The sequence below is a fragment of the Paraburkholderia sp. Ac-20347 genome (assembly GCF_017104805.1).
GTDB classification, from domain to species: domain Bacteria; phylum Pseudomonadota; class Gammaproteobacteria; order Burkholderiales; family Burkholderiaceae; genus Paraburkholderia; species Paraburkholderia tropica.
Map to the genome: position 1 here is coordinate 21,331 of NZ_JAAGPN010000047.1, position 21,977 is coordinate 43,307.

Consider the following 21,977-nt stretch of genomic DNA (forward strand, 5'->3'; position numbering starts at 1 on the left):
CATGACTGACATTCCCCTTCTGAGTTCCAGTTATTCGCGCTATGCGGCGCGCGCTTATGCGGCCCGTCCCGGCCTCGAAGCCCAGGTCGAAGCGCTCGCCGCCGCGCCGCTCACGCGCGAGCGCATCGTCGCCCGGCTCGACGCGCTGTGCGCGCAGGCGAGCGGCCAGACGCGTGACGCAGCAAGCGGCGCACCCGCTCAGGCAGTCGCTCAAGCAGACGCTCAGGCAGTCGCTCAAGCAGCACCGATCGCCCTCACCGACGAACAGTTGAAGACCGCGCTGCGCCAGTTTCGCGTGGAAGTGATCTGCGCGGTGATGGAGCGCGATCTCGGCGGTGTCGCCGACGTCGCCGAAGTCACCGGCACGATGACCGATTTCGCCGAAGTCACGATCCAGCGCGCGCTGGCGGTCGTGAGCGCCGATCTCGAAACCGTGTTCGGCGAGCCGCGCGGCCCGAACGGCGAGAAGCTCACGCTCGGCGTGGTCGGCATGGGCAAGCTCGGCGGGCGCGAGCTCAACGTGTCGTCGGATATCGACCTGATCTTCGTCTACGAGGACGACGGCGAAACCACCGGCGGCCAGCGCTCGCCGATCGCCACCCAGGACTACTTCACGCGCGTGGGCAAGCGGCTGATCGGCGCGCTCTCGGACGTGACCGCGGACGGCTTCGTGTTCCGCGTCGACATGCGGCTGCGGCCGAACGGGGACTCGGGCCCGCTCGTGTGCAGCCTCGGCATGCTGGAGGAATATTTTTACGTGCAGGGCCGCGAGTGGGAGCGCTACGCGTGGATCAAGGGGCGGCTGGTGTCGGAGCGCGACAGCGACAGCGCGCAGCGCCTCGCCACGCAGCTCGATTCGCTCGTGAAGCCATTCGTGTACCGGCGTTACCTGGATTTCGGCGTGATCAGCGCGATCCGCTCGCTGCATCTGCAGATCCGTCAGGAAGCGCAGCGCCGCGCCATGATGCGTCCCGACAAGGCCGACGACATCAAGCTCGGGCGCGGCGGCATCCGCGAAATCGAATTCAGCGCCCAGGTGTTCCAGCTGATTCGCGGCGGCCAGGACGCGGGCTTTCGCGTGCGCCCGACGCTCGCCGTGCTCGGCTACGCGGCGGCGCGCGGCCTGATCGCGCCCGAGGTCTGCCATGACCTCACGCTCGCCTATAGCTTCCTGCGTGAACTCGAACACCGCCTGCAATACCGCGACGACGCGCAGACGCACGCGATGCCCGTCGACGACGCCGAACGCGCGGCGCTCGCAAAGTCGATGGGATTCGCCGACTACGCCGCGCTGATGAGCGTGCTCGAAGCGCACCGCGAAAAGGTCGAGCGCCAGTTCGACCAGATCTTCTCCGACAAGGTGGCCGGCGAAAGCGGCTGCGGCGCGCCCGAGGACGGCGCGGCGGCGTGGGTGTGGAGCGGCGCGCTCACCGAGGAAAGCGCGGACGGCGCCTTGCTCGAACGTCTCGCGGAACTCGGTATCGACGATCCGGCGCCGCTGCTTGCGCGCCTGCGCGGGCTGTGGACCTCGTCGCGCTACACGGGCCTGCCCGAAAAGAGTCGCGAGCGTTTCGACGTCGTCGCGCAGCGCGCGCTCGACGCGGCGCGCACGCTGGAGCCGCGCGCGCGGCGCGGCGTCACGCTCGCGCGCATGTTCGACCTGCTCGAAACGGTGATCCGGCGCGGCGCCTATCTCGCGCTGCTGACCGAATACCCGGATGCGCTCGACCGCGTGCTCAAGGTGCTCGGCGCGTCGCGCTGGGCGTCGGGCTATCTGATTCGCCATCCGCAACTGCTCGACGAACTGCTCGACGACGAAGCGATTTCCTCGCCGTTCGACTGGCCCGAGTTTTCGCGCCTGCTGCGCGCGCGCCTCGCGGCCGCCGCCGACGTCGAGCAGCAAATGGACCTGCTGCGCCACGCGCACCAGGCCGAAGTGTTCCGCATCCTGCTCAACGATCTGGCCGGACGGCTCTCGGTCGAGCACGTGAGCGACCGCCTCTCGGAGCTCGCCGACGCGGTGCTCGACGCGACCATCGAAACCGTCTGGAAGCAGTTCGCGAAACGTCACCGCGAGGTGCCGCGCTTCGCGGCGATCGCGTACGGCAAGCTGGGCGGCAAGGAACTGGGCTACGCGTCGGACCTCGACATCATCTTTCTCTACGACGACGAGGACGAGCGCGCCGCCGAAATCTACGCGACTTTCGCGCGCCGCCTGATCACCTGGCTCACGACCGCGACGGGCGCGGGCACGCTGTTCGACGTCGATCTGCGGCTGCGGCCGAACGGCGAATCGGGGCTGCTCGTCACCGATCTCGACGCGTTCCGCCGCTATCAGCTACGCGAAGGCGACGCCGCGAATACGGCCTGGGTGTGGGAGCACCAGGCGCTGACGCGCGCGCGTTTTTCGGCGGGCGACGCGGGCATCGGCAACGCGTTCGAGGCGATCCGCGTGCAGGTGCTCACCACGCCGCGCGACGCCGCGCCGCTCGCACAGGAGATCGTGCAGATGCGCCAGCGCGTCGAGGACGGCCATCCGAATCGCACCGAGCTGTTCGATCTGAAGCACGATCGCGGCGGCATGGTGGATATCGAATTTCTCGTGCAGTACTGGGTGCTGCTGCACGCGGCGCAGGACCCGGAGCTGATCCGCAATACCGGCAATATCGCGCTGCTGCGCGAGGTGTCGCGCTTCGGGCTGATGAGCGAGGCGGAGGCGGATACGATCGGCGCGGCGTACCGGCTGTATCGCAAGCTGCAGCATCAGCTGCGGCTCGACGGCATGGAGACGGCGCGCGTGGATCCGGCGCGCGTCGAGCGCGAGCGCGAGACGGTGCTCGCGTTGTGGAAGCGGGTGTTTGGGGAGGGGTGAGGGGAGGCGTCAGGCTTTCAGCAGACGCCGCGCCAGCACGTCTTTCAGATCCCGCCGTGTATCGACGATCAAATGGACGACGATGTCCGGATCGTCGATCTGATGCACGATCCGGTTCATGCCTGCGATCACCTGATGAAAGCCGGGGAGACCCAGTTCGGCCAGTTCGGGCGGGATCGCGCCAGATTGCGGAAACTTCGTGAGCAGGGTGACGGCGTCTTCGATGCTCGCGAAGGTCGCGAGCCAGGTTTCATTGCCGAATTTCGTGCGCAGATAGCGCCGCAAGTCCTGCAGGTCGTCCCGCGCGGAGCGCAGAAAAACGACGTTCATACGACGCCGTCGTCCTTGTCCATTTGCTTGAGTTCGGCGAACACATCCTTCGCCGCGACGACTTCTCCCGCTTCGATTTCCTTGCGGCCCAGGGCGAGAATCTTGAGCAGCGCGAGCGTCTGCTGCATGTCGTCGTACGATTGCGCGTCCTGCACGATGACCTTCGGCTCGCCGTCTTCGGTGATGAGCAGCGGCTCGCGGCTTTGCGCGACGTCGCGGACAATCTCGGCCGCGTGATTTTCCAGGTAGCTGACGGGTTTGATCTGCGCAGGCTTCATATCCACCTCGTTGCCCTCATTCGTAACGGATCACCGGACAGACTATAGGCCGGTTCGCGCGCGTCCGCGTTGCGGTATCCGGGATGCCGTGCGCTGTGCGCCTGAAGCCACCAACCTAAGCCGCCAACATCTCCTTCGCATGCCGCCGCGTGGTCGCGGTGATCTCCAGCCCGCCGAGCATGCGCGCGACTTCCTCCACGCGGCCCGGCTTGTCGAGCGGCGTGACGACCGAGACCGTGCCGCCGTTGCCGTCGCCGGACTTCGACACCTGGAAATGGTGATCGCCGCGCGCGGCCACTTGCGGCAAGTGCGTGACGCACAGCACCTGGCGCGCTTGCCCGAGTTGATGCAGCAGACGGCCGACCACTTCGGCCACGCCGCCGCCGATGCCCGTGTCCACTTCGTCGAAGATCAGCGTGGGCGTCGGGCTCGCGGCGCTGGCGATCACGGCGAGCGCGAGGCTGATACGCGCGAGTTCGCCGCCCGACGCAATCTTCGCGAGCGGGCGCAGCGGCACGCCCGCGTGGCCCGCGACGCGGAATTCGATTTGCTCCAGCCCATGCTGGCCGCCGATCGGCTCGCCATTCGAGCCGTTGCCGAGCGGCACGAGCGCCACTTCGAAACTGCCGCCCGCCATCGACAATTCCTGCATGCCCTGCGTGACCGCCGCGCCGAGCGCCTGCGCGGCCTTGGCGCGCGCTTTCGACAACCGGCGCGCTTCCGCGAGGTAGGCGTTCTGCGCTTTGTCCGCGGCGGCGCGCAGGCCGTCGAGATCGGAGGCGGCGTCGAGCGCCGCGAGTTGCTGGCGGCGCGCCGCGTGTTCGTCGGGTAGCGACTCGGCGGGCAGACGGAATTTGCGCGACGCCGAATGCAGCGCATCCAGACGGTGCTCCACCTGCGCGAGCCGGTGCGGATCGAGGTCGAGACGCTGCGCGTAATGCGAAAGCGAATACGACGCTTCCTGAAGCTGGATCGCCGCCGGTTCGAGCGCGGCGAGCGCGTCGTTGAGCTCGTTGTCGACTTCGGCGAGGTCGCGCAGCTTCGAGACGATCGAGTTCAGATGCGAAATCATCGCGTCGTCGGATTCGGAGAGCGCCGCGAGCGCGCCTTGCACGCCGTCGATCAGATTCGCCGAATTCGAGAGCCGCGTGTGCTCCGCGTTCACCTCTTCCCATTCGCCCGGCTGCGGCGCGAGCTTGTCGAGCTCGGCGAGCTGCCACGCGAGGCGCTCGCGCTCCAGTTGCAGCTCGCGGTCGCGCGACATGGCGGTCTGCACGGCCAGACGCGCGTCGCGCGCGTCGCGCCACGTGCGCGTGACGGCGGCGGCGAGGTCGGTGATGCCTGCGTGCGTGTCGAACAGCTCGCGCTGCGCGTCGGGGCGCATCAGCAGTTGATGCGCATGCTGGCCGTGAATGTCGACGAGCCGCTCGCCCACGTCGCGCAATTGCGCGAGCGTCGCGGGCGTGCCGTTGATGAAGGCGCGCGAGCGACCGTTGCTGTCCACGACGCGGCGCAGCATGACGACGCGCTCGCCGTCGGGCAGCGCGAGCGCCTGCTCGTCGAGCCATTGCTGAATGTGCGGCGGCGTGTCGAATTCGGCGGTGATGTCGGCGCGGCTTTCGCCCGTGCGCACGACGCCCGCGTCGGCGCGCGCGCCAAGCGTGAGCGCGAGGGCGTCGATGAGAATCGACTTGCCGGCGCCCGTCTCGCCGGAGAACACGGAAAAACCGCTGTCGAATTCGAGGTCGAGCGCGGCGACGATCACGAAGTCGCGTATCGAAAGGTGGCGGAGCATGGCGTCTTGGGTCGGGCTGGCGTGCCGTTTATACAGGGTTGTGGCGGGGTTGGACGCGCTTAGTCCTGCGGGTCGTCCTGCAGCGACGGGTGCTCGTTCCAGTGCAGCTTCTTGCGCAGCGTGCGGTAGTAGCTATAGCCGACCGGATGCAGGAAGGGCACGGTATGGCGCGAGCGGCGCACCTCGATGACGTCGTTCAGTTCGACGGCCGTGAACGACTGCATGTCGAAATTCACGTTGACGTCGCGGCCCGCGACGATCTGGATGCTCACCTTGCAGTCGTCGGGCAGCACGATCGGGCGGTTCGAGAGCGCGTGCGGCGCGATCGGCACGAGCACGATGCCCTGCAACTGCGGATGCAGAATCGGCCCTTGCGACGAGAGCGCGTAAGCCGTGGAGCCCGTGGGCGTGGCGACGATCAGGCCGTCCGAGCGCTGGTTGTACATGAAGCGGCCGTCCACGTGCACGCGCAGCTCGGCCATGCCGGAGAAGCCGCTGCGGTTCACGACCACATCGTTGAACGCGAGCGCCTGATAGATCGGAGCGCCGTCGCGCGTGATGCGCGATTCGAGCAGCGAGCGCTCCTCGCGCTCGAAGCTGCCCGCGAGCAGTTGCGGCACGATCTCCTGCATGTCGGAGAACGGGATGTCGGTGATAAAGCCGAGCCGCCCATGGTTGATGCCGATGAGCGGCGTGCGGTAGGGCGCGAGCTGGCGGCCGATGCCGAGCATCGTGCCGTCGCCGCCGAGCACCACGGCCACGTCCGCGCGCGCGCCGATTTCGGCGGGCTGAAGCGACGGATAGCCGGTGGCGCCGATTTCCTGGGCGGTCTGCGCTTCGAACACGACGTCGAAGCCGCGTTGCGAAATGGTCTGGGCGAGCGCCATCAGCGGCTCGCCGATGCCTTGGGTGTTGCTGCGCCCGACGAGCGCAACCGTCTTGAACTGGCTCTGGATCTTCTGGATCTGCATGCCGCAATTACACCATAGTCAGGTCCCGAAAAGGAACCTGTGAGCCAATACGGGCGGGGCGGCGAGCGAAAAAACGCCGCCTCGCGGCCGATGCGCCCGCGGGTGCTTTTCCCCTGCAACGCGGCGCCTTTCTCCCAAAAACCGGTGACGCGCCGATGACAGCGACCCATTTCGTGAGATACGTCGCGTGACAGGCCCCGCCAGGCGGCGGCCCGCCGCGGGTTCCGTCCGCCGCCCGAGCGCCCGCGTGCGTACTCGCCCCGAACCCGGCATTAGGCTAAAATTTTCAGTCATGTTAGATCCCCGCGCACAAACCCTCCTCAAGACGCTGATCGAGCGCTACATCGCCGAAGGGCAGCCGGTTGGCTCGCGCACGCTGTCGCGATTCTCCGGGCTGGAGCTGAGCCCGGCGACCATCCGCAACGTGATGTCGGACCTGGAGGAGCTGGGGCTCGTGTCCAGTCCGCACACTTCGGCGGGGCGCGTGCCCACGCCGCGCGGCTACCGCCTGTTCGTCGACACCATGCTCACCGTCGAGCCGTCCGGCGACGAAGACGCGCTCACGCGCGCGGTGAAAACCACGCTGCGCCCCGGCGAGCCGCAGAAGGTAGTGGCGGCGGCGGCCAGCGTGCTCTCGAATCTCTCGCAGTTCGCCGGCGTGGTGCTCACGCCGCGCCGCAGCCATGTGTTCAAGCAGATCGAGTTCATGCGCCTCTCGGACAAGCGCATCCTGCTGATCATCGTGACGCCCGAAGGCGACGTGCAGAACCGCATCATGGCGACGCAGCGCGATTTCGCGCCTTCCGAGCTGATCGAAGCCTCCAATTACATCAACGCGCATTTCGCGGGCCTCTCGTTCGACGAGGTGCGCCGCCGCCTGCGCGAGGAAATCGACGCACTGCGCGGCGACATGACCACGCTCATGCACGCCGCCGTGACCGCGAGCACCGAGGAATCGGATACCGGCGAGACCGTGCTGATCTCGGGCGAGCGCAACCTGCTCGAAGTGGCCGACCTTTCCTCGGACATGGCGCGCCTGCGCAAGCTGTTCGACGTGTTCGACCAGAAGACCAGCCTGCTGCAACTGCTGGACGTCTCCAGCCACGCGCAGGGCGTGCAGATCTTCATTGGCGGCGAGTCGCAACTCGTGCCGATCGAGGAAATGAGCGTGGTGACCGCGCCGTACGAAGTGAACGGCAAGATCGTGGGCACGCTCGGCGTGATTGGCCCGACGCGCATGGCCTACAACCGCGTGATTCCGATCGTGGACATCACCGCGCGGCTGCTCTCGCTCACGCTCAGCCAGAACTGAGCGGCTTGCGGGCCATGATCGGCGAAAGCGGCGCGTCGCGCCATTAGCCGAATGGCTAACGTTGCGGCGCGCACTGCGCTGCGTTGCCTGGCGCACACCGCAGCACACCCGCTGAGCGCCCGCCGCCTGATTGACCCGAAGCCGCCCGCTATAATGATCCCTTGTGCAACCGTTGCTGCGCTGCTCGCGCGGCGTACCTGATCGCCTATGCGTTTCGACCTCGAGCGGCCTCTGCAATCCGCTGTCGCGCATCGTGTTGCGGTGCTGCTCATCAATCTCGGCACGCCCGACGCGCCCACGCCGCGCGCCGTGCGCCGCTATCTCGCGCAGTTTCTCTCCGACCCGCGTGTGGTCGAGATTCCCGCGCCGATCTGGCAGGTGATCCTGCGCGCGCTGATTTTGCCGCTGCGCGGGCGCTCGTCGGCGAAAAAGTACGCCGCCGTGTGGACGCCCGAGGGCTCGCCGCTGCGCGTGCACACGCAAAAGCAGACCGACGCGCTGCGCCATCTGCTGCAGATCAACGACTACACGGTGCTGGTCGATTACGCGATGCGCTACGGCACGCCCGATATCCCGGCGATGCTCAATCAGCTCAAGCTCGCGGGCGCCGAACGCATCCTGCTCGTGCCGATGTATCCGCAGTACTCGGCGTCGACCACGGCCACGGCCTTCGACGCTGCGTTTGCTGCACTGCGGCGCATGCGCAATCAGCCCGAGATCCGCACGCTGCGCGGCTATCACGACCATCCGGCCTATATCGCCGCGCTGGCCGCGCAGGTGCATCAGTACTGGAGCGCGCACGGCAGGCCCGATTTCGCGGCCGGGGATCGTCTCGTGCTGAGCTTCCACGGCGTGCCGAGCCGCACGCTCGATCTTGGCGACCCGTACCACGAGCAGTGTCAGCAGACGGCGTCGCTGCTCATGCACGCGCTGGAACTCTCGTCGGTCGAGTGCCGCGTCACGTTCCAGTCGCGCTTTGGGCGCGCGCAGTGGCTGCAGCCGTACACGGCGCCCACGCTCAAGGAGCTGGGGCAGGCAGGCGTGCGACGTGCGGATGTGTTTTGTCCGGGTTTCACGGCCGATTGCCTGGAAACCATCGAGGAAATCGGCATGGAAGTCCGCGACGAATTCCTGCACGGCGGCGGCAAGGAGTTCCACCGTATTCCGTGCCTGAACGACTCGCGCGCGTGGATCGCGGCGCTCGGCGAGATCGTGGCGCAAAACCTGCAAGGCTGGCCGGTGCAGGCGGCGAGCGCCGGCGTACACGCTGCGGGCGCGGTGGCGTGACGCTGCTGTGCCGCGCGCGTTTCGCTTAATCAGGACGCAACGTATGAACTACAAAATTTCGACGGAGCCGGGCGCGCGCCTGCGCATCGACAAGTGGCTCTGGTCCGCGCGCTTTTTCAAGACGCGCTCGCTGGCCACCGATGCGGTCGGCAAAGGCCGCGTGCGCATTGGCGGCGAAGCGGTGAAGGCGTCGAAGGAAGTGCGCGTGGGCGATCGCGTGGAATTCGAGATCGATCACGTGGTCTGGGAAGTGGATGTGCTGGGAATCTGCGAGGTGCGCGGCCCGGCCAGCGTGGCGCAGACGCTCTACGCGGAAACCGAAGCCGGGCGCGCCCGGCGGGCGGCCGAGCAGGACCGGCGCCGGCTCTTTCGCGAACCGGCGGCCGTGTTGCAGGGCAGGCCGACCAAACGCGACCGCCGCACTATCGACAAACTTTCGCGTGAGGATTGAAGAGGGCTTCCATCGTGGCGTGGACGCCACCGTATTCGGTGGTGTTCTCGTTCACGGCGCCGGACATGCAGATGGTGGTGGTTCCGGCAATGAGTACCAGAGCGACCACCGATATGGCAAAGGTCAGTTTCACGGTACTCCCCAAGGGATCGCGCCAAAACGGCCAGGTGAACCCGGTTCCGGGTCCAATCGGTGCGGTGCCGGGCTCAGGGTATACGTGTGATAGAGCAGCACCTGTTCCTGAGTGTAGGTCAGGCGGGCGGCGCACTCAATTTCAATTTTTCCGCACTGCGGTAATGATTGTAACGGGCAGTTTCCGCGGTTTGACCGTTGTATAAAAAACCGCTGGAAAGCCCTTGAAACAAGCGATCCGGCACCCATGTGCTGTCGCAATGTACGAAGCATCTGTCGCGTCGGCACAACGGCTGCCGGGGCGGCGAAACAGACGGTCCGTACGGGCCGGTGCTTCGTGTCCCTTTTTACTATTCAACGACGTTCAGCGACATGGAAAACACGCAAGAGAACCCGACGAGCCAGAACCCCACGCCCGCGGACGACGCGTCCCAGGCCGCCGCACAGCCGCAGGCCGACGCCGGTCAGGTTGAGCAAGGCGGCGCGGACGCCGCGCTTGCCGAGGCGCAAGCGAAGGTCGCCGAGCTGCAGGACGCGTTCATCCGCGCCAAGGCCGAGACGGAAAACGTTCGCCGCCGCGCGCAGGAAGACGTCGCCAAGGCTCACAAATTCGCCATCGAAAACTTCGCCGAGCACCTGCTGCCGGTGGTCGACAGCCTCGAAGCCGCGCTCGCGCACGGCTCGGACGACCTCGCGAAGGTCAACGAAGGCGTCGAGCTCACGCTCAAGCAGCTGAGCGGCGCGCTGGAAAAGGGCAAGGTCCTCGCGATCAACCCGGTCGGCGAGAAGTTCGATCCGCACCGCCATCAGGCCATCTCGATGGTGCCGTCGGAGCAGGAAGCCAACACCGTCGTTAGCGTGCTGCAAAAGGGCTATGTGATCGCCGACCGCGTGCTGCGTCCGGCGCTCGTCACGGTGTCGCAGCCGAAGTAAGCGGTGTAAATGGCGCGCACCGCCGGGCGTCGGCAGTCAGACTGAAGACGCGGCGTCGCGCAGCCGTCATCCGCTGTAGCGCAGTTGTGCTTTCCGGTGGCCTCGCGGTCGTTTCGTAAGGCTTTAGAAAGTGAAGGTGGCGCTTTTTCCAAAACATCGCGAAAATGCGCCGCCGATTGAAAAAAATTAACGGATGCATAGCCCAAACCCCTTGAAAAGCGCCAACGCGGCACTTATTTGGGCAGCAGTTCCGAATTGAAGTGGACGCCAGCCGCGATCACGCGGATTGAAACCTTGTTGAAACCGCGTCGAAAACCGCGCAAAGCGGCGTCCTCGCAGCGATCAAAATTGGAGATTTGACAAAAATGGGCAAAATTATTGGTATTGACCTCGGCACCACGAACTCGTGCGTGGCGCTGATGGAAGGTAATCAGGTCAAGGTGATCGAGAACTCCGAAGGCGCCCGTACGACGCCGTCGATCATCGCCTACATGGACGACAACGAAGTCCTGGTCGGCGCGCCGGCCAAGCGCCAGTCGGTCACGAACCCGCGCAACACGCTTTACGCGGTCAAGCGCCTGATCGGCCGCCGCTTCGACGAGAAGGAAGTGCAGAAGGACATCAACCTGATGCCCTACAAGATCGTCAAGCACGACAACGGCGACGCCTGGGTCGAAGCGCATGGCCAGAACCTCGCGCCGTCGCAGGTTTCCGCAGAAGTGCTGCGCAAGATGAAGAAGACCGCTGAAGACTACCTCGGCGAGCCGGTCACCGAAGCCGTGATCACGGTTCCCGCGTACTTCAACGACAGCCAGCGTCAAGCCACCAAGGACGCGGGCCGCATCGCCGGTCTGGAAGTCAAGCGCATCATCAACGAACCGACCGCAGCCGCGCTCGCGTTCGGTCTGGACAAGGCCGAAAAGGGCGACCGCAAGATCGCCGTGTTCGACCTCGGCGGCGGCACGTTCGACATCTCGATCATCGAAATCGCGGACGTCGACGGCGAAATGCAGTTCGAAGTGCTCTCGACCAACGGCGACACGTTCCTCGGCGGCGAAGACTTCGACCAGCGCATCATCGATTACATCATCGGCGAGTTCAAGAAGGAGCAGGGCGTCGACCTCTCGAAGGACGTGCTCGCGCTGCAACGCCTGAAGGAAGCCGCTGAAAAGGCCAAGATCGAACTCTCGTCGGGCCAGCAGACCGAAATCAACCTGCCGTACATCACGGCGGACGCATCGGGTCCGAAGCACTTGAACCTGAAGATCACGCGCGCCAAGCTGGAAGCGCTGGTCGAAGACCTGATCGAGCGCACCATCGAGCCGTGCCGCGTGGCGATCAAGGACGCAGGCGTGAAGGTTGGCGACATCGACGACGTGATTCTCGTCGGCGGCCAGACGCGTATGCCGAAGGTGCAGGAAAAGGTGAAGGAGTTCTTCGGCAAGGATCCGCGCCGTGACGTGAACCCGGACGAAGCCGTTGCAGTCGGCGCCGCGATTCAAGGTCAGGTTCTGTCGGGCGACCGCAAGGACGTGCTGCTCCTCGACGTGACCCCGCTGTCGCTCGGTATCGAGACGCTCGGCGGCGTGATGACGAAGATGATCAACAAGAACACCACGATCCCGACCAAGCACTCGCAGGTCTACTCGACGGCGGACGACAGCCAGTCGGCCGTGACGATCAAGGTGTTCCAGGGCGAACGCGAAATGGCGGCGGGCAACAAGCTGCTGGGCGAGTTCAACCTCGAAGGCATTCCGCCCGCACCGCGCGGCGTGCCGCAGATCGAAGTGAGCTTCGACATCGACGCGAACGGCATTCTGCACGTCGGCGCGAAGGACAAGGCGACCGGCAAGGAAAACCGCATCACCATCAAGGCGAACTCGGGCCTGTCGGAAGCCGAAATCGAAAAGATGGTGAAGGACGCCGAAGCGAACGCGGAAGAAGATCACCGTCTGCGTGAGCTGGCCGACGCGCGCAACCAGGGCGACGCGCTGGTTCACAGCACGAAGAAGGCCGTGGCCGAGTACGGCGACAAGATCGACGCTTCCGAAAAGGAAAAGATCGAAGCCTCGCTGAAGGAACTCGAAGACACGCTGAAGGATTCGTCGGCTGACAAGGCGACGATCGAGGCGAAGGTCGAGGCGCTGTCGGCGGCATCGCAGAAGCTCGGCGAAAAGATGTACGCCGACATGCAGGCGCAGCAAGCCGGCGCCGCAGCAGGCGCGGGTGCCGAAGCCGGTGCCGAGCAGGCTGCGAAGAACGACGCCGACGACGTGGTCGACGCCGAGTTCAAGGAAGTCAAGAAGGACTAAGCCGGTTCGAACGGGCCGCCGCCCGCGGGTGGCGGCTCGAACGAATGGACCGGAGCACGGCCGCATCGGTTACGATGCGCGTCAGCATTGCAGCGCCTGGCGAGCCTTCCGGCTCTCCGGGCACATTTGTTTTATGGAGGCCGTTCTGTAACAGGGGCCGCAAGGGCGCGAAAAGCGCCCGCGCGGGGCGTGAAAGGAACGGCGAACGGGTCACGAGATCCAGCATTCAAGAGGAGCCGGCGTGCGCTGCAAAGCGTCAGGCCGGCGTTGAACCGATATGGCGAAACGGGATTACTACGAGGTTCTGGGCGTCGCGAAGAACGCGAGCGACGACGAAATCAAGAAGGCGTATCGCAAGCTGGCGATGAAGTATCACCCCGACCGCAATCCGGACAACAAGGATGCGGAAGAGCATTTCAAGGAGGTCAAAGAGGCCTACGAAATGCTGTCGGACTCGCAAAAGCGCGCGGCATACGACCAGTACGGCCATGCGGGCGTCGATCCCAACATGGGCGGCGCGGGCGCGCAGGGCTTCGGCGGTTTCGCCGACGCCTTCGGCGACATCTTCGGCGACATCTTCGGCCAGGCGGCTGGTGCGCGCGGCGGCCGCAGCGGCCCGCAGGTGTACCGCGGCGCGGACCTGCGCTACAGCATGGAAATCACGCTGGAGCAGGCGGCGCACGGCTACGAGACGCAAATCCGCGTGCCGGGCTGGAGCGGTTGTGAAGTCTGCCACGGCTCGGGCGCGAAGCCCGGCACCAAGCCGGAAACCTGCCCGACCTGCCACGGCTCCGGCCAGGTGCGCATGTCGCAGGGCTTCTTCAGCATCCAGCAAACCTGCCCGAAGTGCCACGGCACGGGTTCCTACATCCCCGAACCGTGCACGGCCTGTCACGGCGCGGGCAAGGTGAAGGAAACCAAGACGCTCGAAGTGAAGATTCCGGCGGGTATCGACGACGGCATGCGCATCCGCTCGGCCGGCAACGGCGAGCCGGGCATCAATGGCGGTCCGTCGGGCGACCTGTATGTGGAAATCCACATCAAGCAGCACGCGGTCTTCGAGCGTGACGGCGACGACCTCCATTGCCAGATGCCGATTCCGTTCACCACGGCGGCGCTCGGCGGCGAGATCGAAGTGCCCACGCTGGCGGGCCGCGCGACCTTCCCGGTCCCGGAAGGCACGCAGTCGGGCAAGACGTTCCGTCTGCGCGGCAAGGGCATCAAGGGTCTGCGTTCGAGCATCGCGGGCGATCTGTACGTGCACGTGCAGGTCGAAACGCCGGTCAAGCTCACCGACAACCAGCGCGATCTGCTCCAGCAGTTCGAGAAGTCGCTCGTGGAAGGCGGTTCGCGCCACAGCCCGCAGAGCAAGAGCTGGTTCGACCGCGTGAAGAGCTTCTTCGACTGATGCGCGTTCCCACGCGCGTTGGGTTGCATCGATGCAGTAGCAGGTAGCAAGTCCATGGCAGTCAATCCTGGCGGCGCGGTGTTCGCGCTGCTCGACGACGGCGACTCGACGGCCACGCGCCGTTCGAGCCGCCTCTACACGGGGTTCGTGCGCGAAATCGCGTGCGAACGCGCGGCGGATCTCGACGCGGCCTGCGCCCAGGTGCAGGCCGAACAGCGCGCGGGGCGCCACGCGCTCGTGATCGGCGACTACGAATTCGGGCGCGCGCTCGAATTCGCGAAGCACGACACGGCGTCGCCAACATCCCCCGCCAGTCAGCCAACGCAGCACGGCCACGCCGCGCTGCGTTTTTTATTGTTCGCGCACTGCGAAAAGCTCTCGCGCGAGGAAGCCGATACATGGCTCGCCGCGCGCGAAGGCCGTGAATCGCCCGCGCCCGCCGGTATCGCGGCGGTGACGATGGGCGTCGATCGCGAGCGTTTCGAGCACGACATCCACGCCGTGCAGGACGCCCTGCGCATCGGCGACTCGTATCAGATCAACTACACGTACCGGCTCGATTTCGAGACGTTCGGCGCGCCCGTCGCGCTGTACCGGCGTCTGCGCGAGCGTCAGCGCGTGCGTTATGGCGCGCTGATCGCGCTGCCCGGCGACCGGTGGGTGCTGTCTTGCTCGCCGGAACTGTTCGTCGAGAAGCACGGCGAGACGTTGCGCGCGAAACCGATGAAAGGCACCGCCGCGCGCGATGCCGATGCGGCGCGCGATGCCGCCGCTGCGCAATTCCTCGCGAACGATCCCAAGAATCGCGCTGAAAACGTGATGATCGTCGATCTCCTGCGCAACGATCTGTCGCGCGTGGCGCAGACGGGCTCGGTGCGCGTGCCGGCGCTGTTCAGCGTCGAGCCGTATGCGTCGGTCTGGCAGATGACGTCGACGGTCGAGGCCATCGTGCGCCAAGGCACCACGTTCGCCGATGCGATGCGCGCGCTGTTCCCGTGCGGCTCGATCACGGGCGCGCCCAAGCATCGCACGATGGAGTTGATCGAGGCGCTGGAGCACGGGCCGCGCGGGCTGTACACGGGCACGATCGGCTGGCTCGACGCCGCGCCGGACGGCGAGGCGTGCGGCGACTTTTGCCTCTCGGTCGTGATCCGCACGCTGACGCTCGAAGCGGCGCGAACTGAACAGGCAGGCGACGCCGCGCCGATGCGCCGCGGCCAGATGGGCGTGGGCGCGGGCATCGTGCTCGACAGCGTGGCCGCCGACGAATACGAGGAGTGCCGTTTGAAAGCACGTTTTCTGACTCAGGCCGATCCCGGCATCGAACTGTTCGAGACGATGTACGCGACGCGCGCGCAAGGCGTGCGTCACCTCGACCGTCATCTCGCGCGGCTCGCGGCGAGCGCGGCGTGGCTCGATTTTCCGTGCGACATCGAGGCGCTGCGGGCGCGCTTGAGCGAGACCTGCACGACCTTTGTCGACGAGGACGCGCCGCATCGCGTGCGCGTGGCGCTCGCCAAGCACGGCGAGTTCGTCGTCACGAGCGCGCCGCTCGCGGCGCTGGCGTCGGAAACCGTGGGCGTGTTGCTGGCCGCGGATCACGGCTATGCACCGGTCGCATCGGCCGATGCGCTGCTGTTGCGCAAATCCACGCGCCGTGTCGACTTCGACCACGCGTGGCGCGAAGCGGAGACACAGGGCGGCTTCGACATGCTGTTCTTCAACGAGCGCGGCGAGCTGACCGAAGGCGGCCGCTCGAATGTGTTCGTGAAACTCGGCGGCCAGTGGTTCACGCCGCCGCTCGCGTCGGGGCTGCTGCCGGGCGTGATGCGCGGCGTGCTGCTCGACGACGAGGCGTTCGGCGCGCAGGAACGCGTGCTCACGCGCGACGACGTGCTCAATGCCGAAGCGCTGCTGCTGACCAACGCGCTGCGCGGCGCGCTGCCTGCCCGGCTGATGCGCTGACCTGAACGACCGGGCAGGCGCGCGACAGATTTCGCGCGCCTCGGTTAGCCTGATAGCTGCCTGGCCCCGGCGGGGCCGCGGAGAGCGGTGGCATGGCACGACCTTCCTTTTTGAACATGCGGGACGAGAGCGCCGTGCTGCGCCTCTCGATCGCCACCACGCTGCTGATCGCGACGGGCGGTGTGCTGTTCGGCCTCTTTTCCGGCTCCTTCTCGATCATCTTCGACGGCGTCTACTCGCTCGTCGACGCCAGCATGAGCGCGCTCGCGCTCGCCGTCGTCCGCTTGATCACCTCGCATGCCGTCGACGTCGATTTGCCGCGCAAATGGCGCGAGCGCTTCACGATGGGTTTCTGGCATCTCGAACCGATGGTGCTCGCGCTGAACGGCACGTTGCTGGTGGCGGTCACGGTCTACGCGCTGATCAACGCGATCACGAGCCTGCTGGGCGGCGGCCACGCGCTGCATTTCGGCCCCGCGCTGATCTACGCGGTGTTGACGGTGAGCGTCTGCGTCGCGATGGCCCTGCTCGAAGTGCGCGCGAACCGGCGCATCCGCTCGGATTTTCTGCGGCTCGACATCAAGTCGTGGATCATGTCGGCGGGCATTACGGCGGCGCTGTTGATCGCGTTCGGCGCGGGCTACGCGATCGAAGGCACGGCGTGGGCAAGCTACACGCCGTATATCGACCCCGCGGCGCTGGCCTTCGTCTGCGTGGTCATCATGCCGATTCCGCTCGCGGAAATCCGCCAGGCGCTGCTCGACATGCTGCTCGTGGCGCCCGCCGACCTCAAGGCGCAGGTCGATGCGATCGCCGTGAAATTCGTCGAGCGCTACGCGTTCCAGTACCACCGCGCCTACGTGGCGAAAGTGGGGCGGTCGCGCGAAATCGAGCTGTATTTCGTGGTGCCGCCCGAGATGCCGGCGAAGCGGCTTGCCGAGTGGGACGCGATCCGCGACGAGATCGGCCGGGCCATCGGCGGCGACGAAGCGCACCGCTGGCTCACGATCATGTTCACGTGCGACCCGGAATGGGCGGAATGAGAGGGGAGAGAAAGCGCGCGGGCCTGTGCGGCCCGCGCGTGCATCGGCGAATCAGAACGCGTCAGAACACGTGTTCGGGGCCGGGGAAGCTGCCTTCCTTGACGGCCTGCACATAGGCGCGCACGGCCGATTCGATGTCGGGCTGACCCGTCATGAAATCCTTCACGAAACGCGGACGCTTGCCGGGGAAAATGCCCAGCATGTCGTGCAGCACCAGCACCTGACCTGAGCACTCGACGCCCGCGCCGATGCCGATGGTCGGAATGCGCAACTGCTTCGTGACTTCCGTGCCGAGCGCCGCCGGCACCGCTTCGATCACCACGAGTTGCGCACCGGCGTCCTGCAGCGCGAGCGCGTCGCGGATCAGTTGCGTCGCGCCCGCATCGCTCTTGCCCTGCACCTTGAAGCCGCCGAACGCATGCACCGACTGCGGCGTGAGACCGATGTGCGCGCACACGGGCACCGCGCGCTCGACCAGCATCTTCACGGTGGGCGCGAGCCATTCGCCGCCCTCGATCTTCACCATCTGCGCGCCCGCGCGCATCAGCTTGACCGAGTTCGCGAAGGCGTCCTCGGGCGTGCCGAAGGTGCCGAACGGCAGATCGGCGACGATCAGCGCCTTGGGCTGCGCGCGCGCGACCGAGGCCGTGTGATAGGCGATGTCGTCGATGGTGACGGGCAGCGTGGTCGTGTGGCCCTGGAGCACGTTGCCGAGCGAGTCGCCGATCAGCACGGAATCGACGCCCGCGCGGTCGCACAGCGCCGAAAAGCTCGCGTCGTAGCAGGTCAGCATGGCGATGCGTTCGCCCGCGTCGCGCATTGCCTGGAGTTTGGGCACGGTGACCGCGCTGCGGCTCGTTTCCTGCAGGTAAGTCATGGGGAATCCGTTTGGGAAAGAGAAAAACCGGAGAGGAGCGCGCCGCTTAGAGCGACGTGCCCTTGACGAAGGATTCCTTGCGGCCGCGCATGGTTTCGATACGTTCGGCGATCAGCGCAAGGTCCGCATCGGAATCGAGCGGGTGCAGATTTTCCACGCCGACGGTCAGCACCGGCGCATGGTCGTAATGATAGAAAAATTCGTTGTAGCTGTCGCAGAGGCCACGCAGAAAGGCGTCGGAAATGTGCTGTTCCGCCGCCACTGCGCGCTTCTGGATACGCGCGTAGAGCGCTTCCGGGCTCGCCTGCAGATAGACGACGAGGTCGGGCGCGCTCGTCTGCGCGGGCAGCCGTTCGGCCAGCGCGCGATAGAGCGGCAGTTCGTCTTCCGGGAGCGTGAGACGCGCGAACACGTCGTTGCGCTCGGCGAGGAAATTGGTCACGAGCGGCACACCGGCGGCGCGGCGCGCGGCCACTTCGTGCGAGAGGCGCTCGCGCTGCAGGGCCACCGAGAGCTGCGCGGCCAGCGCGTGCCGCGAGGCGTCGCGCCAGAAGCGTTCGAGAAAGGGGTTGTCGGCGTGCGACTCGAACAGGGTCTGCATCGACCAGCGTTCGGCCAGACGCGTGGCGAGCGCGGTTTTGCCCGCGCCGATCGGCCCTTCGATCGCGATGTACTGATACGCTGGACGGGCCGCGCGCGCGGTGACGACGGGGAGCGGCGTGCTCATCCGCAACGGCCCGTGGGCGCGCCGGGCGCCGCGTCTGCCGCGTCCGTCGTGCTGTTCGACGCTGCGTCGGGCGCCGTCTGCGACGCCATGCCCAGACACTGGCACAGCGGTTTCATCTTCTCGATGCGCTGGTCGGCCACGCCGGGCAGGAAGTCGCTCACGCGGCCCTTGCCGGGAATCTCGAGTTCGGGATCGACCTCGGCGAGCGGCGCGAGCACGAACGCGCGCACGGTCATGCGCGGGTGCGGCACCACGAGATCGGGTTCGTCGATGATCTCGCCGCCGTACAGCAGGATGTCGATGTCGAGCGTGCGCGGCGCGTTGCGAAAGGGGCGTTCGCGGCCGAAATGATGCTCGACGCGGTGACACAGGCCGAGCAGCTCGCGCACGGCGAGCCGCGTGTCGAGCTTCACGACGCAGTTGAAATAGTCGTCGCCGCCCGCGTCGATCGGCGCGGTGCGGTACAGACTCGATTTCGCGAGCACGGTGATGGAGTGCTGTTGCGCGAGGCACACCACCGTGTCTTTGAGGGTCTGGCGCGCATCCCCCAGATTCGCGCCGATTCCCAGCCAGGCAACCGTCATGGCTTCACTTCCGACTATCGTTGCGGTTGACGATGGACCTTACCGCACTTTGCCGCGCCTTGCATGGCGTCAGTCCTCGTGCGGGTTGCCGTCGTCGCCGAACGAGCCTTCCGCGTCGGCGCTTTCGGCGCCCACCGCGGCTTCGCCCGTTTTGCGTTTCGCACCGCCGCGACGGCGGCGCTTGCGCGGCGAACGCTCTTTCGTGCCGCCCTGCGTGAGCAGGGTTTCGCGCGCGGTCGGGTCGCCGCTGATGAAATCGGTCCACCATTGGCCGATTTCGGCGTCGAGTTCACCCGATTCGCAGCGCAGCAGCAGGAAATCGTACCCCGCGCGGAAACGCGGATGCTCCAGCAGCTTGATGGCGCTGCGGCCGCGCTTTTCGAGGCGCAGTTGCAGGCCCCAGATTTCACGCATGTCCGACGAGAAGCGGCGATGGATCGCCAGTTTCTCCGTTTGGGCGTCGATCACGTCGTCCATCGCGCGGTGCAGCGCCGGCACCGGGAATTCGCCCTCGGCCGTGTATTGCTGCAGACGCTGCTGCACGTCGTGCCAGAGCAGCGTGGCGAACAGGAAGCCCGGCGAAACCGGCTTGCCCGCGCGCACGCGCGCGTCGGTGCTGGACAGCGCGAGCGTGATGAAGCGCTCGCCCTGCGGCTGTTCGAGGACCACGTCGAGCAGCGGCAGCAGGCCGTGATGCAGGCCTTCCTTGCGCAGCCACTTCAGGCATTCGAGCGCGTGGCCCGAGAGCAGCAGCTTGAGCATCTCGTCGAACAGACGCGCCGCCGGCACGTTGTTGATGAGGTCGGCGAGATCCTGAATCGGACCGCGCGTGTTTTCTTCGATATCGAAGCCGAGCTTGGCCGCGAAACGGACCACGCGCAGCATGCGCACCGGATCCTCGCGATAACGCGTGGCCGGGTCGCCGATCATGCGCAGCAGACGCGCGCGCATGTCGGCCATGCCGTTGTGGTAGTCCAGCACGGTTTGCGTGGCCGGATCGTAGTACATCGCGTTGATCGTGAAGTCGCGGCGCGTGGCGTCCTCGTGCTGTTCGCCCCAGACGTTGTCGCGCAGCACGCGGCCGCTCGCGTCGACGTGGTGCGTCTTGCGGTCGAGTTCGTCGCGGCGCATGCGCTTGGCCGGCGGGGCCGATTCAGCGGGCGGCGGCGGTGCATCGACGAGCGCGCGGAAAGTCGAGACTTCGATGATTTCCTGGCCGAACTGCACGTGCACGATCTGGAAGCGGCGGCCGATGATGCGCGCGCGGCGGAACAGCTTCTGCACCTGGTCGGGCGTGGCGTCCGTGGCCACGTCGAAGTCCTTGGGCGCGACGCCGAGCAGCAGGTCGCGCACCGCGCCGCCGACGATGAACGCGCGAAAACCTGCTTGCTGCAGGCCTTCTGTCACGCGCACGGCGTTGCGGGAGATCAGCGACGGGTTGATGCCGTGCACGTCGGCCGAGAGGATCACGGGCGAGATCGGCTCGTTCGCGCTCTTGGCTGCGCGCGGCTTGGTGAGCGTGGCGCGCGTGCCGGACTTCGTGGCGGGCTTGCGGCGCGTGCGGGGCGCGGCTTCGTCGTCGGATGCGGAGTGAGGGGCTGCGGCTTGCGCGCCTGCGTCGTCTTGCGCGGCGGCGCTGTCGTCCTGGCCGAACAGCTTGCGGATGAATTTCTTGATCACGATGCCTGGAACAAATCGAGGATGCGCCAGCCCTTTTGTTGCGCGTGAGCGCGCAGGGTGTCGTCGGGGTTGGTCGCGATCGGGTCGGTGACCTTTTCGAGCAGCGGAATGTCGTTGTGCGAGTCGCTATAGAAATAGCTGTGCTCGAAGTCCGACCACGTTTTGCCGAGCGAGGCGAGCCACGCTTCGACGCGCACGATCTTGCCTTCACGGTAGCTCGGCGTGCCCGTCGGGCGGCCCGTGAAGCCCGAGGCCGGATGGCCGTCGACGGTTTCGACCTCGCAGCCGATCAGCTTGTCCACGCCGAACGCCTCGGCGATGGGCGCCGTGATGAACTCGTTGGTGGCCGTGACCACGCAGCACAGATCGCCCGCTTCCTTGTGCTCGCGCACCAGTTCCAGCGCGGCCGGCAGGATGGCCGGGCGGATGACTTCGTGCATGAACTGGTCGTGCCATGTCTTGAGCTGCGCGCGCGAGTACTTCGCGAGCGGCGTGAGCATGGCGACGAGGTAAGCGTGGATGTCGAGCTTGCCGGCCTTGTAGTCGGCGTAGAAGCGGTCGTTCTGCTCGGCGAAGCTGGTGGCGTCCACGATGCCGAGCTTCACCATGAAGCGGCCCCATTCGTGGTCGCTGTCGGTGGGGATCAGCGTGTGATCGAGATCGAAAAGTGCGAGATTAGCCATGGGCGCTCATTTTACTTGAAGCGGGTGAAGCCGTTGCCCGCGCCCGCGTCGGGCGGCGAGCCGGGGCGCTCGGGGGCGTTCGGGGTCTGCTGGGATGCGCCGGGTTCGGACTGCGCGGTATTCGGGCCGGAGCGCGCCGGGTCTTGCTCGTCCGGCGAGGCGGCGGGTTCGGTTTGGGCGGCGGCGGGCGCAGCAGGATCGGCGGGCGCGGCCCCGCGCTCGTCTCGGCGATCGGCAAACGCATCATCGAAGCGATGCCGCCAAAGCGCGGCATGGCGTTACCGGAAAGCGGCTGGTTCAGCGGGGTGTGTTGCGAGTCGTTCATATCCGTATAAAC

The 21,977-nt window shown here is 66.4% G+C and carries 18 protein-coding genes and 1 pseudogene; 9 read left to right on the plus strand and 10 right to left on the minus strand.

Annotated features, from left to right (window positions below; all coding sequences use genetic code 11):
• Position 1: 1 nt before the first annotated feature.
• On the plus strand, positions 2-2,872 hold the full coding sequence (gene glnE / locus G3N97_RS12015) for a bifunctional [glutamate--ammonia ligase]-adenylyl-L-tyrosine phosphorylase/[glutamate--ammonia-ligase] adenylyltransferase (RefSeq protein ID WP_205993406.1): 2,871 nt from the start codon (positions 2-4) through the stop codon (positions 2,870-2,872).
• 9 nt (positions 2,873-2,881) lie between these two features.
• On the opposite strand, the gene G3N97_RS12020 is transcribed toward glnE, so the two are convergent.
• From G3N97_RS12020 to G3N97_RS12035, 4 genes are all read right to left on the minus strand, one after another.
• A complete protein-coding gene (locus G3N97_RS12020) occupies positions 2,882-3,202 on the minus strand; it encodes a type II toxin-antitoxin system RelE/ParE family toxin (RefSeq protein WP_205993407.1) in 321 nt (106 codons plus the stop codon).
• A complete protein-coding gene (locus tag G3N97_RS12025) occupies positions 3,199-3,480 on the minus strand; it encodes a type II toxin-antitoxin system Phd/YefM family antitoxin (RefSeq protein WP_065057155.1) in 282 nt (93 codons plus the stop codon). The genes G3N97_RS12020 and G3N97_RS12025 overlap by 4 nt, the downstream gene beginning before the upstream one ends.
• Before the next feature lie 115 nt (positions 3,481-3,595).
• The gene (gene recN, locus G3N97_RS12030; RefSeq protein ID WP_065057156.1) at positions 3,596-5,275 is read right to left on the minus strand and encodes a DNA repair protein RecN; all 1,680 of its coding nucleotides are present in this window, start codon (positions 5,273-5,275) and stop codon (positions 3,596-3,598) included.
• 59 nt (positions 5,276-5,334) lie between these two features.
• Positions 5,335-6,246: an NAD kinase gene (locus G3N97_RS12035; RefSeq protein WP_205993408.1), complete on the minus strand. Its 912-nt coding sequence runs from the start codon at positions 6,244-6,246 to the stop codon at positions 5,335-5,337.
• A gap of 292 nt (positions 6,247-6,538) precedes the next feature.
• Here G3N97_RS12035 and hrcA point away from each other — a divergent pair, with 292 nt between their 5' ends.
• The 8 genes from hrcA to G3N97_RS12075 all read left to right on the plus strand — a co-directional run bounded on the left by hrcA (position 6,539) and on the right by G3N97_RS12075 (position 17,089).
• Positions 6,539-7,558, plus strand: a complete 1,020-nt coding sequence (hrcA, locus tag G3N97_RS12040; protein WP_065057158.1) for a heat-inducible transcriptional repressor HrcA — start codon at positions 6,539-6,541, stop codon at positions 7,556-7,558.
• A 207-nt stretch (positions 7,559-7,765) separates the two neighbouring features.
• The gene (hemH, locus tag G3N97_RS12045) at positions 7,766-8,845 is read left to right on the plus strand and encodes a ferrochelatase (RefSeq protein ID WP_205993409.1); all 1,080 of its coding nucleotides are present in this window, start codon (positions 7,766-7,768) and stop codon (positions 8,843-8,845) included.
• 43 nt (positions 8,846-8,888) lie between these two features.
• Positions 8,889-9,296 (plus strand): RNA-binding S4 domain-containing protein, encoded by a 408-nt coding sequence (locus G3N97_RS12050; protein ID WP_205993410.1) that lies wholly within the window; start codon positions 8,889-8,891, stop codon positions 9,294-9,296.
• Between the two features lie 504 nt (positions 9,297-9,800).
• A complete protein-coding gene (gene grpE, locus G3N97_RS12055) occupies positions 9,801-10,361 on the plus strand; it encodes a nucleotide exchange factor GrpE (protein ID WP_065057162.1) in 561 nt (186 codons plus the stop codon).
• Between the two features lie 365 nt (positions 10,362-10,726).
• Positions 10,727-12,673, plus strand: coding sequence for a molecular chaperone DnaK (dnaK, locus tag G3N97_RS12060; protein WP_065057163.1), 1,947 nt, complete (start codon positions 10,727-10,729; stop codon positions 12,671-12,673).
• 277 nt (positions 12,674-12,950) lie between these two features.
• Positions 12,951-14,081 carry a molecular chaperone DnaJ gene (gene dnaJ, locus G3N97_RS12065; protein WP_205993411.1) on the plus strand — a complete coding sequence of 377 codons (1,131 nt, stop codon included), beginning with the start codon at positions 12,951-12,953 and terminating at the stop codon, positions 14,079-14,081.
• A gap of 54 nt (positions 14,082-14,135) precedes the next feature.
• Positions 14,136-16,046: an aminodeoxychorismate synthase component I gene (gene pabB / locus G3N97_RS12070; protein WP_205993412.1), complete on the plus strand. Its 1,911-nt coding sequence runs from the start codon at positions 14,136-14,138 to the stop codon at positions 16,044-16,046.
• A 92-nt stretch (positions 16,047-16,138) separates the two neighbouring features.
• Entirely contained in the window at positions 16,139-17,089 is a 951-nt protein-coding gene (locus G3N97_RS12075) for a cation transporter (RefSeq protein WP_205993413.1), read from the plus strand.
• A gap of 61 nt (positions 17,090-17,150) precedes the next feature.
• On the opposite strand, the gene panB is transcribed toward G3N97_RS12075, so the two are convergent.
• The 6 genes and pseudogenes from panB to G3N97_RS39400 all read right to left on the minus strand — a co-directional run.
• A complete protein-coding gene (gene panB / locus G3N97_RS12080) occupies positions 17,151-17,966 on the minus strand; it encodes a 3-methyl-2-oxobutanoate hydroxymethyltransferase (protein WP_074981592.1) in 816 nt (271 codons plus the stop codon).
• A 46-nt stretch (positions 17,967-18,012) separates the two neighbouring features.
• Complete coding sequence (locus G3N97_RS12085; RefSeq protein WP_205993414.1) at positions 18,013-18,693, minus strand: deoxynucleoside kinase; 681 nt, start codon at positions 18,691-18,693, stop codon at positions 18,013-18,015.
• Positions 18,690-19,277: a 2-amino-4-hydroxy-6-hydroxymethyldihydropteridine diphosphokinase gene (gene folK, locus G3N97_RS12090; RefSeq protein ID WP_205993415.1), complete on the minus strand. Its 588-nt coding sequence runs from the start codon at positions 19,275-19,277 to the stop codon at positions 18,690-18,692. The genes G3N97_RS12085 and folK overlap by 4 nt, the downstream gene beginning before the upstream one ends.
• A gap of 69 nt (positions 19,278-19,346) precedes the next feature.
• Positions 19,347-20,933, minus strand: a complete 1,587-nt coding sequence (gene pcnB, locus G3N97_RS12095) for a polynucleotide adenylyltransferase PcnB (protein ID WP_241030540.1) — start codon at positions 20,931-20,933, stop codon at positions 19,347-19,349.
• Between the two features lie 20 nt (positions 20,934-20,953).
• On the minus strand, positions 20,954-21,640 hold the full coding sequence (locus G3N97_RS12100) for an HAD family hydrolase (protein WP_205993417.1): 687 nt from the start codon (positions 21,638-21,640) through the stop codon (positions 20,954-20,956).
• Between the two features lie 211 nt (positions 21,641-21,851).
• Positions 21,852-21,965, minus strand: a pseudogene (locus tag G3N97_RS39400) (agmatinase); the annotation flags it as partial.
• Positions 21,966-21,977: the final 12 nt, after the last annotated feature.

What these genes read in the sequence shown, in the direction of transcription:
- glnE (WP_205993406.1), top strand. Translation starts at nt 2, where the DNA reads ATGACTGACATTCCCCTTCTGAGTTCCAGTTATTCGCGCTATGCGGCG.
- G3N97_RS12020 (WP_205993407.1), bottom strand. Translation starts at nt 3,202, where the DNA reads ATGAACGTCGTTTTTCTGCGCTCCGCGCGGGACGACCTGCAGGACTTG.
- G3N97_RS12025 (WP_065057155.1), bottom strand. Translation starts at nt 3,480, where the DNA reads ATGAAGCCTGCGCAGATCAAACCCGTCAGCTACCTGGAAAATCACGCG.
- recN (WP_065057156.1), bottom strand. Translation starts at nt 5,275, where the DNA reads ATGCTCCGCCACCTTTCGATACGCGACTTCGTGATCGTCGCCGCGCTC.
- G3N97_RS12035 (WP_205993408.1), bottom strand. Translation starts at nt 6,246, where the DNA reads ATGCAGATCCAGAAGATCCAGAGCCAGTTCAAGACGGTTGCGCTCGTC.
- hrcA (WP_065057158.1), top strand. Translation starts at nt 6,539, where the DNA reads ATGTTAGATCCCCGCGCACAAACCCTCCTCAAGACGCTGATCGAGCGC.
- hemH (WP_205993409.1), top strand. Translation starts at nt 7,766, where the DNA reads ATGCGTTTCGACCTCGAGCGGCCTCTGCAATCCGCTGTCGCGCATCGT.
- G3N97_RS12050 (WP_205993410.1), top strand. Translation starts at nt 8,889, where the DNA reads ATGAACTACAAAATTTCGACGGAGCCGGGCGCGCGCCTGCGCATCGAC.
- grpE (WP_065057162.1), top strand. Translation starts at nt 9,801, where the DNA reads ATGGAAAACACGCAAGAGAACCCGACGAGCCAGAACCCCACGCCCGCG.
- dnaK (WP_065057163.1), top strand. Translation starts at nt 10,727, where the DNA reads ATGGGCAAAATTATTGGTATTGACCTCGGCACCACGAACTCGTGCGTG.
- dnaJ (WP_205993411.1), top strand. Translation starts at nt 12,951, where the DNA reads ATGGCGAAACGGGATTACTACGAGGTTCTGGGCGTCGCGAAGAACGCG.
- pabB (WP_205993412.1), top strand. Translation starts at nt 14,136, where the DNA reads ATGGCAGTCAATCCTGGCGGCGCGGTGTTCGCGCTGCTCGACGACGGC.
- G3N97_RS12075 (WP_205993413.1), top strand. Translation starts at nt 16,139, where the DNA reads ATGGCACGACCTTCCTTTTTGAACATGCGGGACGAGAGCGCCGTGCTG.
- panB (WP_074981592.1), bottom strand. Translation starts at nt 17,966, where the DNA reads ATGACTTACCTGCAGGAAACGAGCCGCAGCGCGGTCACCGTGCCCAAA.
- G3N97_RS12085 (WP_205993414.1), bottom strand. Translation starts at nt 18,693, where the DNA reads ATGAGCACGCCGCTCCCCGTCGTCACCGCGCGCGCGGCCCGTCCAGCG.
- folK (WP_205993415.1), bottom strand. Translation starts at nt 19,277, where the DNA reads ATGACGGTTGCCTGGCTGGGAATCGGCGCGAATCTGGGGGATGCGCGC.
- G3N97_RS12100 (WP_205993417.1), bottom strand. Translation starts at nt 21,640, where the DNA reads ATGGCTAATCTCGCACTTTTCGATCTCGATCACACGCTGATCCCCACC.